Annotated in this window: 11 protein-coding genes and 1 pseudogene; 1 reads left to right on the top strand and 11 read right to left on the bottom strand. The window is 47.1% G+C overall.

What is annotated here, in order from left to right; translation table 11 throughout:
* The first annotated feature begins 139 nt into the window (after positions 1-139).
* Positions 140-445, top strand: coding sequence for a hypothetical protein (locus ACFSUC_RS01625; protein ID WP_379927658.1), 306 nt, complete (start codon positions 140-142; stop codon positions 443-445).
* A gap of 50 nt (positions 446-495) precedes the next feature.
* On the opposite strand, the gene ACFSUC_RS01630 is transcribed toward ACFSUC_RS01625, so the two are convergent.
* The 11 genes and pseudogenes from ACFSUC_RS01630 to ACFSUC_RS01680 all read right to left on the bottom strand — a co-directional run bounded on the left by ACFSUC_RS01630 (position 496) and on the right by ACFSUC_RS01680 (position 13,121).
* Positions 496-795 carry a hypothetical protein gene (locus ACFSUC_RS01630; protein WP_379927659.1) on the bottom strand — a complete coding sequence of 100 codons (300 nt, stop codon included), beginning with the start codon at positions 793-795 and terminating at the stop codon, positions 496-498.
* A 53-nt stretch (positions 796-848) separates the two neighbouring features.
* On the bottom strand, positions 849-1,694 hold the full coding sequence (locus tag ACFSUC_RS01635; RefSeq protein WP_379927660.1) for an RES family NAD+ phosphorylase: 846 nt from the start codon (positions 1,692-1,694) through the stop codon (positions 849-851).
* 55 nt (positions 1,695-1,749) lie between these two features.
* Positions 1,750-2,634, bottom strand: a complete 885-nt coding sequence (locus tag ACFSUC_RS01640) for a YecA family protein (RefSeq protein WP_379927661.1) — start codon at positions 2,632-2,634, stop codon at positions 1,750-1,752.
* A complete protein-coding gene (locus ACFSUC_RS01645; RefSeq protein ID WP_379927662.1) occupies positions 2,631-3,143 on the bottom strand; it encodes a hypothetical protein in 513 nt (170 codons plus the stop codon). The genes ACFSUC_RS01640 and ACFSUC_RS01645 overlap by 4 nt, the downstream gene beginning before the upstream one ends.
* Before the next feature lie 98 nt (positions 3,144-3,241).
* Positions 3,242-4,759, bottom strand: a complete 1,518-nt coding sequence (locus ACFSUC_RS01650) for a recombinase family protein (protein ID WP_379927663.1) — start codon at positions 4,757-4,759, stop codon at positions 3,242-3,244.
* 243 nt (positions 4,760-5,002) lie between these two features.
* Positions 5,003-5,371, bottom strand: a pseudogene (locus tag ACFSUC_RS01655) (sigma-70 family RNA polymerase sigma factor); the annotation flags it as partial.
* A gap of 188 nt (positions 5,372-5,559) precedes the next feature.
* Entirely contained in the window at positions 5,560-7,590 is a 2,031-nt protein-coding gene (locus ACFSUC_RS01660) for an amylo-alpha-1,6-glucosidase (protein WP_379927665.1), read from the bottom strand.
* Positions 7,591-7,889: 299 nt separating this feature from the next.
* Entirely contained in the window at positions 7,890-9,191 is a 1,302-nt protein-coding gene (locus tag ACFSUC_RS01665; RefSeq protein WP_379927666.1) for a glucuronate isomerase, read from the bottom strand.
* Positions 9,173-10,588: an NADP-dependent phosphogluconate dehydrogenase gene (gndA, locus tag ACFSUC_RS01670; RefSeq protein WP_379927667.1), complete on the bottom strand. Its 1,416-nt coding sequence runs from the start codon at positions 10,586-10,588 to the stop codon at positions 9,173-9,175. The genes ACFSUC_RS01665 and gndA overlap by 19 nt, the downstream gene beginning before the upstream one ends.
* A gap of 110 nt (positions 10,589-10,698) precedes the next feature.
* Positions 10,699-11,466, bottom strand: a complete 768-nt coding sequence (locus tag ACFSUC_RS01675) for an SDR family oxidoreductase (RefSeq protein ID WP_379927668.1) — start codon at positions 11,464-11,466, stop codon at positions 10,699-10,701.
* 65 nt (positions 11,467-11,531) lie between these two features.
* Entirely contained in the window at positions 11,532-13,121 is a 1,590-nt protein-coding gene (locus ACFSUC_RS01680) for a gluconokinase (RefSeq protein WP_379927669.1), read from the bottom strand.
* Positions 13,122-13,125: the final 4 nt, after the last annotated feature.

Raw genomic sequence — 13,125 nt, forward strand, 5'->3', positions numbered from 1 at the left:
CTCTTTCACCACTTGCAGTTTAAATTCTCTTGCATACTTTTGTCTTTTCAAATGAAGCGCCCCCTGACTATGAATAGTATAATCATATGAACTTATATTGTCCAAATACTATAGGGGGCTTAAGAGAAAGGGTGTTTTTATGAGAGAGGTTGAATTTAAGCTATACTTGGAACAAGACAACGCAATAACCAGTAAGAAGAAGTCCGTAAGTTCCAAAGTCGGGAAGGCGTTAATCGTTGAGCGCGAGCTGAGCGTTGACCTAGACGAAATCGTAAAGGACGACGAAAAGACCTATCACTTACTTCTCGCCGTCAAGGAAAAGCTAAACGATGAATTATATCATGGCGTCTATCAAAATTCTGTCAGACGTTACTATGCTATTGTAAACGGCAAGGAGTTCCCGACACTTAAACAGTTTGAGCGCAGTTACAAAAAAGCTACATAACAAAAGTACCCCCTGGAGGGATACGGTGATTTCAATTCGGTGATTTCAATTCACTTCAAGCACAATCCACAACGCTTATACGGCAATTCCTTATCAACCATTTCGCGTTCCAGTTCGCTAATCTCCGTCGAACACAATTTAGGGTGTTCAGGCGTAACAAGGCGCTCGCGATTTTCTGTTCGCGATTCATCCAGCGAAGCACAGTAACGAGCTGAATGAATGACGTTCTTAGTCGAAGAAGATTTCGGATTCCACGTGTTAATGTTCAATACAAATCCGTCCGGGTTTTGCTTTCGCCAATCCAAATACTGTTGTTTTTCCTCTGCTTTCGTAAAATGAATTATCGTCATATAAACTTCTCCGAAAGATAGCTAGCTTTTGTCTATCCTTGACTAGTCTCTGGCTAATCCTTTTTACTATTAAGTGAATTAAATAAGCTTTTAAGTAATTCTTCTCGGCTTTTTTCCAAATACTCTTGTAATTTGAAGTGTACTAAATCTGTTCCCTGCTCAGGAGCGACAGCCTTTGCTTCGAAGCAAAGGTCGTTGATTTTATAAACTTTTGAATCAACGGCTTCACATTTGTCGTAATTAAATATAGTTACATTTCTCCCCCTTCCATGTAACGAACTATTAAATCTAATACCATCGAATCCAAGGTTCTTAACATACTCGGCAATATACTGTGTAGGTATGTAATCCTTCCTATTTGAGTTTGAAGGTTTGGAAAAGTCTGACATAATAAAATAAAACAAATGCTCTTCAATCCCATTGGTTTTTGAAAAACCATCGTATGTAAAGTCAGCCACCCTAAGGTTCTCGTTAACTTGTATTTTGGAAACACTGACCAAACTGTTCAAATAAGGTCTTATTTCTACAAGTGCAGTATAAGCATCCTCCGCCGTATAAAGATACTTTATAAATGCCGGATTTGCCCTGCCATCCGAAACAAAATCATTGTTTTTGGGTACAAATGAACCCTCTGCATCATATCCATTGAACGGACTTTCGTCGTTTCTATCCGATTTAAGTTTATGATAATATCTAAAAAACGCTTCGTCCATATCAAATAATCTTGCGCGATATAATGATTGTCCAGCAGTAACTTCCTTTGTGCTTCTTTCTGTAAATGATTTTATTATTTCAATAACTCTATGGCTTATAAAAAACCTGTTATTATAAAGCACTTCATTAGTAAAGTCTTGCCACATCTCATAAGCTTCCGTAAATTCCTTCTCGTTTATAGCCATTTAGTTTCACTCCTTTCCTCTATTGATACGCATCTTTGTAGTTCTGACCCTGGTGTTATTCTAAGGTAAACTCTTCCAAAGAAATTCTATTCCCTAGTCGGAAGTGGTTATGGATACCTTTCTCGTACTTATACTGCCCACAACATTTTTTGAATTTACGTCCACTACCACATATGCAAGGGTCATTTCGCCCAGCCTTATCGTACCCATCGTTGTATATTAGTTTCTCATACTGATTAAGTGAAAAAATACGTAGGGGGTCTTTATTATTGGCAATAAAATAATCCAATACCATAAACTTTTCTTCTTCGGAACGCGTATCATCGGCTAATTCCATGACACAGCGTTTGTTTGCGGGGTTTTTTACAAGTGCTACGGCTTGTAATTCAGCATCCTTAATGACTCCTACGGCCATTTCACCCCAATAAATCTCGCCAGGGATATGTAAGCAATCAGTATCTAACATTGATTTGTTACAAATGCTGCACCTTTTTTCTCGTACTACGGCTTCGATACTCGCAAAAACATTGTAGGGGTATAACTTCTCTAGCTCATATAAATGGTTCAGAAAACATTCAAAAAAACACTCGTTTTGTTTGTCCAAAAACCTGTAAATTGTACTGACAGTACCAATTGTATCTTGTAATGTTATCCAGGAATCCTTATATTTTTTCTGCAATAATAACTGCCAATATCTTGAGTAATATTTGAAAACGGAGAAGTATTTTTTCAATAAAAAAGAAGTATTTGCTGTTCTTTCGTCATTCATATTTACGGCATTTATTCTAATGATTTGACAGATTTCTATTGCCTCATTGCAGGTCCCTATTACTACATCGTAATTAGAATCTGACAACTCTCGATGTAACTCATTTGACTTTAGTTTTAGTTGAGCATACTCAGGATAAATGGATATTTCCACATGAAACATGGAAATCATACCTTGTCCCTCCAGAGACTATTTACGTCAATTTTCTCAAAACTGCTATTAAAATCTTTTGCTGGACCCTTATAATATAACTGTTTACTTCTTCCTGATTCTTCATCACTTACTATTAGTTGAAAGTGAACGGTTGGTTCTTCTTTAGGTCTGCTCCTCATTCTATCGTAAACATAGCTGCTCACAAGATTAACGACAAGGGGAAGCAGCACACTATTTAATATCGCAATCGTCGGAATCCAAACGTCATATGAATGTAGCACAAGGAATTTTTCTTCGCCTTTATTTTCAAACAGTTCTAGTTTAATCTCACTATCTTTCTTAGCCAATGTATACTTATAAAAGTTAATAGTGTCAGGTTGAAAAGCTCTTTCAACCCCTTCTTTTACATTGAAATCCGGCAATAAAATAACCTGCGCACCTTTTACGCGATTTTTGGTTTCTTCCGTAAAAACATCCAACTCCATATATGTTTGAAAAGTTCTATTTGAGTCATGTATCTCCAACATAAGTATCCCCTCCACTTTGATTTCAAGTAAAACATTCGACAAATAATTCCATCTCCCTTTTATTTAATCATAAAAAATAGCGCTCAAATTTGCGAGCGCTACAGTCTAATGAACTCCACTTTACCACTATCATAAATCCTTATCTCTCGAAACACCTTGCGAAGATACTCCTGCTTGCGTTCAATCGTAAGCAGTTGCGGTGATTCCTCAGTTAAATACTGCTGTATCGTTTCATTAAGAATCTCCTCGTTGGCTTCCTCGTGCTGTTGCGATTCCAGAAGCGCTATGATTTCGTCTTTCTGCTTCAACAAGTTTTCCTCATTCGCCTTTAAGTCTTTTAATTGTTCCCGAATGTCGTCCTCGTCAACAACGTCTATGTTGTTCGTCAGGAACTTAATTAACCGTTGACGCGCCACCTTAATGCGTTCCAGCTCAGCTGTAATCCGTTCCACTTCGTTCTGCTCATACGAAGCCTTATCGTTCTCCTCAGTCGTAGCCGCGGCTTCTGCGGCTGCTTCCCCGCGCGTTACCATTAGATTTACGAACGTTTCCCAAACGAAGTTATCTAACTCCTCACACTTGATTCGCTTGCCACAGCCACGTTTTCTAGCGCCCGCTGTATTCTTAACGTCGGTATACTCCATGACGTATTTGCCCCAATTCTTGCTCTGTCGGCCTGGCATCGTATTACCGCAATCTCCACAGCGTACCAGACCGCTTAGCAGATATTCACGCTTGGGGCTGCCCGCCCAGCGCCTGCGTGATTCCTTCAACAGCTTTTGCGCGTAGTGGAATTTTTCGCGCTCAATAATCGCCGGACATGGTACTGGAATCCATTCTTCTCGTGGACGCAGCTTCATCGAAACCTTTTCATTGTTTTCTCGGTATTTGTTACCGAGCATTCCTTCGGTATTCCACTTGTTATGATAGAAGACGCCAGTATACGTTTCGTTCATAAGAATCTGACGAACGGTTTGCCGATGCCAAACTCCACCACGCTTTGTAGGAACTCCAATATCGCTTAGATAATGTGCTATGCCGTTAATACCTTTAACTCTTCCCTTAGGGTCTGTAAACAGGTCGTAAATAATCTGGACGATTCGCGCTTCGGGTTGATAGATTTCTAGTTCTTCTGTATCTCGATTGAATATGTAGCCATATACTTTCACGTCTTTAACGACCTTCCCTTGTTTGGCTTTTTCTCGGCGACCGCGCGACATCCTTTCGTTAATCTTGGCTTTCTCAAACTCAGCGATTGCTCCGCGCATTTGATAAAACAACATGCCTTCAGGTGTTTTTTGGTAATCGCCATTTACGAAGATTAGTTCAGCATATTTTTCGATTTCTTCCGACACTAGAAGCTGATTCATTAACTTACGTGACAGACGGTCGGGGTCATAAATAATAACCTTATCTATTAAGCCTTCCCGAATGTCATTCCGCAGTTTCGATAATGCAGGGCGTTCCAGAAATTCACCAGAATAGCCTTCGTCAACATATTCGATAACGTTGCTTCCGCTCTCTGCCTTATCACGACATTGGCGAACTTGGTCTTTTAATGAATACCCGCTTTTAGCTTGTTCTTCCGTCGATACCCTTGCGTAAATTGCTATCATTTTTTATCCTTTTCTCCTTTCTGACTAAGTCCCTTATTGCGTTGTAGCAATCGGCTAGGGGTTTGTCGGTCGAATCGGATTCGATGATAGCAGCGTACAGTTTTGAAGTAACGACGCCCTTATCCTTTCTGCTCATACAAAACGCCCCCTTAAACCTTGTCCATGTTGGTTGCGTTTCGTGATGTCGCAAGGTAGGGGGCGTTTGTGACGCTGTATGAAGTTTTTAGCCTTTTGATTTTTCCATTTTCTTCCGCGACCGATTGACCTTACAATCTCATTCTCAATACATCTTGCAGCAAACGTGGCCAGCTTCGTTCCCTTGTCAGGCTGAAAGCTCTCGATCGCCTTAATCAGGCCAATGGTTCCAATCGAAATCAAATCTTCCGTATCTTCGCCTGTATTATCGAATTTCTTGACAATATGCGCCACAAGCCGCAAATTGTGCTCAATCAGGACGTTCCGGGAATAGGCATCTCCTTCTGCCATTCGCTTCAAGTGCTTCATCTCGTCCGCTTCCTTCAGCGGCTGTGGAAAAACGTTGTTCTTCACATAAGACACAAGCAGCATAAATTCCTTCGTAAACCAGGCGATTGCAGACAAAAAACTAGGCACAGATGACACCTCCTGATGGATTCAATGAACTCCGGCCTTGCGTTACCAACGGTTCCGTAACGTCATCACACGATAATCCTGTGCGGTAGTTCATTGTATGTGGGCGGAAGCCTATCTGTGCCTGTACGGAGAAAATATCAGGTCACTTTATCGATGAATGGGTGCATACAGAACAGGCATGCAGAACATCATCGGCCTGTTTTCATATGGGAGTGTGGCTGCAAATGAGGCAGCACATCTTCTACGTATGCTCTTAAAATCTCACCCACGCTCCAGGCCTGGGAGTAGCAGCCTCTGCTCACCGAACTGAAATCCCCATCGAAAATTTCGGCAATGCCGTTGATGCAGCCATCTCTCAGATGATCCTCGAACACGGCACACATTTCGCGGGCCGTCTGAACCGCTTCCTCCGCATAATCATGCACCTTGCAGTAAGCCGTGATGAATCCGCCTAGCGGGAATGCCCAGGTCGTACCCATATGATACGCGGCATCCCGATCCATCAGTTCACCCAAGTAGATCGGCTTGTATGCCTCATCCATAAAGGAAAGAGAACGAAGTCCGTACGTCGCGTACAAGTGCTTGTATACGGCTTGCACCACCTGCTTTTCCTTTTCTCTCGGCAGCATCGTATGCGGCAAGGACACGGCCCAGATTTGATTCGGACGGATTTTCCCGTCGTTCTCATCGATGACATCGTACAAACACTGGGTCTCCGTATTCCAGAACTTTTCATTGAACGATTGATGAACACGCGCAGCCAGATCTCGGTATTCGCCTGAATCCTCGCCAAACCGTTCCGCAAGTCCGGCCATCACACACAGGGCATTGTACCAGAGCGCACTAATTTCGACCGGCTTGCCATGCCGAGGCGTAACGACCCAATCGTCTACCCGCACATCCATCCATGTCACCTGATCGAGGCCATCTCCAGCCATGATGAGGCCATCCTCATCCATTTGAATGGAAAAGGCCGTTCCTTCCCTGTAAGCACGTATAATTTTCTTCAGCGTCGGATAAATCCGTTCACGTATAAACGCATAGTCTTCCTCTGCTCCCGTATAGGCGAGGTATTGATCCACCGAATGGAAATACCACATGGACGCATCAACCGTATTGTACAACGGCTCTGTGTTCGCATCCGGGAACATGTTCGGGATCAGTCCGTTTTGCTCATATTTGGAAAACGACTCCAGAATCTCGCGCGCTTCTGCAAAACGTTTGGTAGCCAGGGTCAGCCCCTGGAAGGCAATCATCGTATCACGACCCCAATCGGTAAACCACGGGAAACCGGCCAGGATCGTCTTGAGACCGGTAGACTGACGATCCACAATGAAAGGATCGGCTGCTGCCACCAAATGACGGGCAAACACATCCTCATAGCCGGCCTGTTCCACCAGCTCCCGCATCCGCTTCTGGTAAGCCCTGGCGATGTCAAATCCGTTCACTTCCGGCAAAGTCTCGGTCGTACAGACGAAGTAGAAGGTGGCATGTTCGTTTGGAGCCAGCTCGATTCGAATGTCATACGGCGTAAAATGGCTGTCCGTCCCCTTGAACCCTGTGCGATTGTCAAAGCGGTAGGAATGTTCCTCTTCATATAATGCGTCCTCGCCCTGCTCAGCCCGGCTTACGAACGTCCCGTGAGACGCAAAAAATTGAATGTTCATGTCTTTGTTTTGATGGGGAACCAGCTCCAGCAAGCGATCCTGCTGACGGAGATCAAATTGCAGATCTGACCGACTCGAATGCTCACCAGCCGAACGATAATTAAACAGCGGCACGACATTCAGGCTGCTTGCCTCTTGCCCATTTTGGATGTCATAACAAACCACCGCAGTGTTATGCCCGTAGTCGAGGGCAATGGTTTTGTGAATCCGGATGTCCTCCACCTGGTAGTGATAGGTGGGAATATGAGCGAATGTGAATCGCTGCAAATAATGCTGGCCATGCTTGCTGGGCTTGTTCGCATATTCCTGGGAAGTCAGATCATAGGCTCTGTCCCCGATGGTAATTTGCTCCTGGGTACGGGTGAAGACGAGATAGCGCTTGACTGGAGCCACTTCTGCCGCTGTCAGGTAACCGTGATACAGTCGATATCCCCCGCCGATGATCGAATGGTTGGCATAACCGCCCAGTCCATTCCCGAGCAGCCATTCCCGTTCGTTGCCTTCCTCGATAGACTTCCAGTCTCCTCTTCCAAATGCATATACCTGTTCCATGTTCCTTCTCCCTTCTCATTATGTATGGATGACGTTGTGGAGGCGTTTATGTGGTGATATTCAAGATGGTAACGTTTGCATCTTGCTATGTATGTGACTCATCTCACCGTTCATGATTTGTGTTCCTTTTAGGATGTGTGCCCATTGTAAACTTCCAGATGATGGCATGTCAATGAGAAAAGGAGCCTGTCACGTTCTCCAGGCTCCTCTAGCTCTTGCAGGCGGTTTTGCAGTTGTTTTTATCTCTGCTTGGTCCACATCCTGATCAGGGTCAGGAACATATTAATCTATCTGCAGGGTTACGCTTTGCCAAGAAAGCGCCAGAAGTTAACATCCAGCATATCTTCCACATCACGCTGAATCTCTGCTTCTGTCAATACCCAGCCTTCCTGCATGAGGGTCGCGTACTTTTCATTCAGAACGTTCGCCAAAATTTTGCGGGAATGCTCCCATTTGTATACCAGTTGCTCGAACACACGACAGTCCGAATGCTGGGGAATAAAGCTCGTTCCCAGCAGTTCCAGACGAAATCTCGTCATTTCCTCCACCATCGATTCAATATGAAGGAACCACCAGCAGCCAAACACCATCAAATTTCTGAATTTGCGGGCCAAGACCGTCAGCTCATGCTGATTCTCACGGGACAGCATCGTCACCAGGAATTTTTGATCCGGATACCGGTTGCACAAGTTCTGTACCGCTTCAATGTTGGAGCGCATACTCATATCTCCCGCCAGACGAAGCTGCGGGTTCACCTGTCTCTTCACCCCGATCATCAGCCCGAACGGAATCCCCTTGTCCTGACAGACCGGGATAATAACATCATCGATCATGCGCGAACGATGATCTTCGGACGGATAGGAGAAATCACCTGGCATGGAGATCGCCAGATAGAGCGCATCCATCCGCTCAATCCACTCGGAAAGAAAGCGCCGGGTTTCCTCAATCGTCCGCGTTTCCCACTCTGCGGATACGTCATAGCCCAGTTCATTCAGCTTGCTTACGGATTGATCCCACTGGTTGACAATCGGATCGACGCGCAGCGCCGCATAAAACCGGCTATCCTGATTACCCTGCTTCTCCGTCCATACGGCTCTTTCCTTATCATCAAACGGATCGTTGGTCATGACAATCTTCTTGACCTTCGCCGCAGCCATGACATCATCGACTTGCTGCTCTGCTGACTTCTGTGCCCACTGTGCGCGGTAGTCATTCAGATTGCGGGACGAGGTGTCCAGCCCGAGCCGATTGAAGATAGTAATGACCCCTCTGGCGGCTTCGCTGATCGGTGAATGTTCAACAAACAGCTTCTTCCATACCCAATCCGCCTGTTCGGTCTTGCTCATCTCCCAGAATGAGGCATAATCCTGCTCGGTCCAGCGAAACGTCTCCGATATGAGGTAATGATAGATTAACAGCTCGTCTACTCCCCACAGGTTCAGATCGCCAAAATCCGGCGAGAACAGATGGGTATGCATATCGGTCACTTCCGTCTGATAGACCAGTCGATCCACAATTTCCTTCAGTTGCGCTTCGTTTTGTATCGTCAACGTATTCACCGCTTTCTGTACATTTGGGTTGTTTAGTTGTTCTTCATCCATTCCACATGGAAGGTCCCTTCCTGATCCACCCGTTGAAAGGTATGAGCTCCGAAATAGTCACGCTGGGCCTGGAGCAGATTGGCTGGCAATCTTTCACTGCGATAGCTGTCATAATAGCTGAGTGCCGAAGAAAAGGCCGGAACCGGAATTCCTTGCTTCACAGCCGTGGCAATCACGTCCCGCCACGATGACTGATAGGTTTCAATGATGTTGCTGAAATATGAATCTAGCAGCAGGTTGGTCAGTTGCGGATTGCGGTCATAGGCTTCCTTGATGTTCTGCAGGAAACGGGCACGAATAATGCAGCCTCCACGGAAAATCATCGCAATATCCCCATAGCTGAGCTGCCAGCCATACGCATCAGAGGCTGCTTTCATCTGAGCAAATCCTTGTGCATAGGAGCAAATCTTGCTCGCATACAGGGCCTGTCTGACCTGCTCTACAAAAGCTTCCTTGTCGACCGAATCTGCTGTTGCCTTAGGTCCTGACAACACTTTGCTGGCTGCTACTCGTTCTTCCTTCATCGCCGAAATGAAGCGGGAGAAGACCGACTCGGTAATCATCGACAGCGGCACACCCAGGTCAAGCGCACTCTGACTCGTCCACTTTCCTGTCCCTTTTTGACCGGCTGCATCAAGAATGACATCCACCATCGGTTTCCCGGTCTCCGCATCCGTTTTCGTGAATATATCAGCCGTAATTTCAATCAGATAGCTGTCGAGCTCCCCTTCATTCCACTCTTTGAAAATCGTATGCAGTTCCTCGGCCGTACAGCCGAGTACATCCTTCATGACGTGATAGGCCTCGCCGATGAGCTGCATATCTCCGTACTCGATTCCATTGTGCACCATTTTCACATAATGGCCGGCCCCTTCTGCGCCAATGTATGTGCAGCACGGCTCTCCATCCACCTTCGCTGCCATTGCCTTCAGAATCGGCTCAACCAGACGATAAGCACTTTCCTGACCGCCCGGCATCAGGGAAGGTCCCTTCAGCGCGCCTTCCTCCCCGCCAGACACCCCCATGCCAATAAACCTGATGCCTTGCTTCTCGAGTTCCCTGCTGCGACGGTTCGTATCTTCAAAAAAGGTATTTCCGCCATCAATGAGAATATCTCCTTGATCCAGATGAGGAACAATCTGCTCCATTGTCGCATCTGTAGGGGCCCCGGCTTTGACCATCAAGATGATTTTACGGGGAACCTCCAATGATTGCACAAACTGTTCGATGGAATACGCTGGAGACAGGTTGCGATCTGGGTATTCAGCCAGCATCTCGTCCACCTTGTCCGCACTCCGGTTGTAAATGGCCACGGAATAACCTCTGCTCTCGATATTCAAGGCCAAATTTTTGCCCATTACTGCTAACCCGACTACACCAATCTGTTGCTTGGACATTCGTATCATCCTCGTTTCTCTAGGTTCGTATTTTTCAGGTTATCCATGATTCGATTTGTTGAAGTGCATGTATGCTTCCACTCTTGCAAATCGTGATCGCGTCATACTGTTTAAATTGTCATCGCGCCAAAACCGCCGTCAACCCGAATCAAGGAACCGGTGACAAAGCCTGACGCCTTGTCAGAAGCCAGCCACACCGCTGCCCCTTGCAGCTCTTCGGGATTGCCGAATCGATTCATCGGCGTGTGGCCCATGATCGCCTCGACACGCTCCGGCTTCAGGATCTTGCGATTCTGCTCAGCAGGGAAGAAGCCCGGAATGATCGCATTGACACGAATTTGGTGAGGAGCCAGTTCTCTCGCCAGAAACTGGGTCATATTGTTCACGCCAGCCTTGGAAATGGAGTACGTAAATACTTTGGAGAGAGGCGGGCTGGAAGACACAGAAGAAATATTGATCAGGCTGCCGCCTCTGCCCTGTTCAATCAACTTCTCGCCGAACACCTGGGAGGTTAGCATGACGCTTTTCAGATTGACGTCCATAATCGCATCCCATTCCTCTTCAGGAATGTCGAAGAACGGGGTGGCGCTATTGCGTCCCGGACAGTTGACCACAATGTCTACACCGTTATTCCAGCCAAATACTTCCTCTGCCAATCGAACGAGATCTTGCTTGCTGGTCGCATCTGCCTGAAATACTTCACTCGTACCCCCTGCGTCCTGTATGCGCTGCTTGACCGCTGCAGCCGTTTCCTGATTGCGTCCCACAACTGCGACCGCACAACCGTGTGAAGCCAGTCCCTCTGAAATGGCGCCCCCAAGCACCCCGTTTCCACCAATTACAACCGCTGTTTTTCCTGTCAAATCAAATAAATTCATCTCTTTGTCTCCCTTCATTTATGTCAATGGTTTTTTAGGTCTATACGTTTTTTGGTTGTATGATTTTATGTTCGTTCCTGCGGCTTGTATCTGCTCTTCTGAAACGCTGTAATCTGCTCAAAGGAATCACCCAGGCGTTCATAGACTCCAAGATAAATCGGAAGAAGCTGTGTATAAATCTCGTGATGATCGGCATTCACTGTATATCGGCTGCCTGCCTGACGTGACCAGCCTGCATCCAGCGATGAGGTAACGCCCATGGCGAACAGTCCAAGCTGGGCCGCCCCCAGTCCGGAACTCTCAATTTCATCAGGAATCAACGTCTCCACCCCTGAAATGTCAGCCATCATTTGCCTCCATACGAGGGAATTGGCGAACCCGCCTGATGCGCGCAATTCGGTCAGCGAGCCTCCCACTTGCTCGACGGAACGGATGACCCGCTCCAACTGAAAGAGCACACCCTCCATGACCGCACGAACCATATGACGCTGTTTGTGAGACAAGGTCAGACCGAAGAATACCCCGCGGGCGTTGGCATTGTAATCCGGTGCCCTTTCCCCGGTGAAGAGTGGAATACAGAGCAAGCCGTCCGCTCCCGGCGCTGTCTCCGCCGCCCATTCATTTAATCTCTCCAGCTTTTCCTGACTGGACTGCGCCTGGCCGGAAGTCTGCTCGTCCTGCAACAGATCCTGCACCCATTGCAAGGCGACTCCGCCGTTGTTGACTGCGCCTCCAGTCACCCAGTAATCCTCTGTCAGACAGTAGCAGAACAGATCCCCTTGCGGGTGGGTCTGCGGTTTCTTGAGCGTTGTGCGCACGGCGCCACTTGTGCCGATGGTGACGGCTGCCACTTGCTGATCCAGAATACCCAGTCCGAGATTGGCCAATACACCGTCCGAAGCGCCCACCACAACGGGAATGTCTCTCGTCAACCCGAGCTGCTCCTTCACGGAAGCCTTCATGCCACGAAGCACTTGCGTGGTCGGAACGGGCTGTGAGAGCTGCCCCTCTTCAATGCCGGCCACAGACAACGCCTCGCTGTCCCAGGTAAGTTGCTCCAGGTTAAACAGTCCCGTTGCACTCGCCAGCGAATAGTCAATCACATATTGGTCAAACCACTGATAGCACACATATTCCTTGATTCCGATAAATTTACGGGTTTGTCTGAATACTTCGTCATCATGCTCCCGCATCCACTTGATTTTGTAGAGAGGCGACATGGGATGAACCGGGGTGCCTGTCCGCCGATAGATCTCCAGTCCCAGCCCGTTCGCCTTCAACTCATTGACCTGATGAACCGCACGCTGGTCGGCCCAGGTTATGCAAGAGGTTAACGGATTGCCCGATGCATCCATCGCAATGAGGGAATGCATGGCCGAGCTGAACGACACGCATAGAATCTGTTCCTCCTGCACGTCAGCTGTACGCATAACGTTGCGAATGGCCTCCAATGCGGCTTCGGCAATCTGTGCCGGGTCCTGCTCGGCATACCCCGGTCTCGGGACATGCAGCGGATATTTCACGGAATGCGTCGCATGAACCTCACCCTCACGGCTGACGATCAGGGCCTTCGTGCTGGTCGTTCCGATATCGACAGCCAGTACGACTGATTGTTCGGCATTTGTTTGGGGTTGTGCTTCAAATGGCCGCTTCATGGAT

It is taken from the genome of Marinicrinis sediminis, from assembly GCF_042685085.1.
Classification (GTDB): domain Bacteria; phylum Bacillota; class Bacilli; order Paenibacillales; family KCTC-33676; genus Marinicrinis; species Marinicrinis sediminis.

Bases quoted from the DNA above. Each gene is read 5' to 3' on its own strand.
- gndA (WP_379927667.1), bottom strand. From the start codon at position 10,588: ATGTCCAAGCAACAGATTGGTGTAGTCGGGTTAGCAGTAATGGGCAAA.
- ACFSUC_RS01680 (WP_379927669.1), bottom strand. From the start codon at position 13,121: ATGAAGCGGCCATTTGAAGCACAACCCCAAACAAATGCCGAACAATCA.
- ACFSUC_RS01675 (WP_379927668.1), bottom strand. From the start codon at position 11,466: ATGAATTTATTTGATTTGACAGGAAAAACAGCGGTTGTAATTGGTGGA.
- ACFSUC_RS01645 (WP_379927662.1), bottom strand. From the start codon at position 3,143: ATGTTGGAGATACATGACTCAAATAGAACTTTTCAAACATATATGGAG.
- ACFSUC_RS01650 (WP_379927663.1), bottom strand. From the start codon at position 4,759: ATGATAGCAATTTACGCAAGGGTATCGACGGAAGAACAAGCTAAAAGC.
- ACFSUC_RS01630 (WP_379927659.1), bottom strand. From the start codon at position 795: ATGACGATAATTCATTTTACGAAAGCAGAGGAAAAACAACAGTATTTG.
- ACFSUC_RS01625 (WP_379927658.1), top strand. From the start codon at position 140: ATGAGAGAGGTTGAATTTAAGCTATACTTGGAACAAGACAACGCAATA.
- ACFSUC_RS01635 (WP_379927660.1), bottom strand. From the start codon at position 1,694: ATGGCTATAAACGAGAAGGAATTTACGGAAGCTTATGAGATGTGGCAA.
- ACFSUC_RS01640 (WP_379927661.1), bottom strand. From the start codon at position 2,634: ATGATTTCCATGTTTCATGTGGAAATATCCATTTATCCTGAGTATGCT.
- ACFSUC_RS01660 (WP_379927665.1), bottom strand. From the start codon at position 7,590: ATGGAACAGGTATATGCATTTGGAAGAGGAGACTGGAAGTCTATCGAG.
- ACFSUC_RS01665 (WP_379927666.1), bottom strand. From the start codon at position 9,191: ATGGATGAAGAACAACTAAACAACCCAAATGTACAGAAAGCGGTGAAT.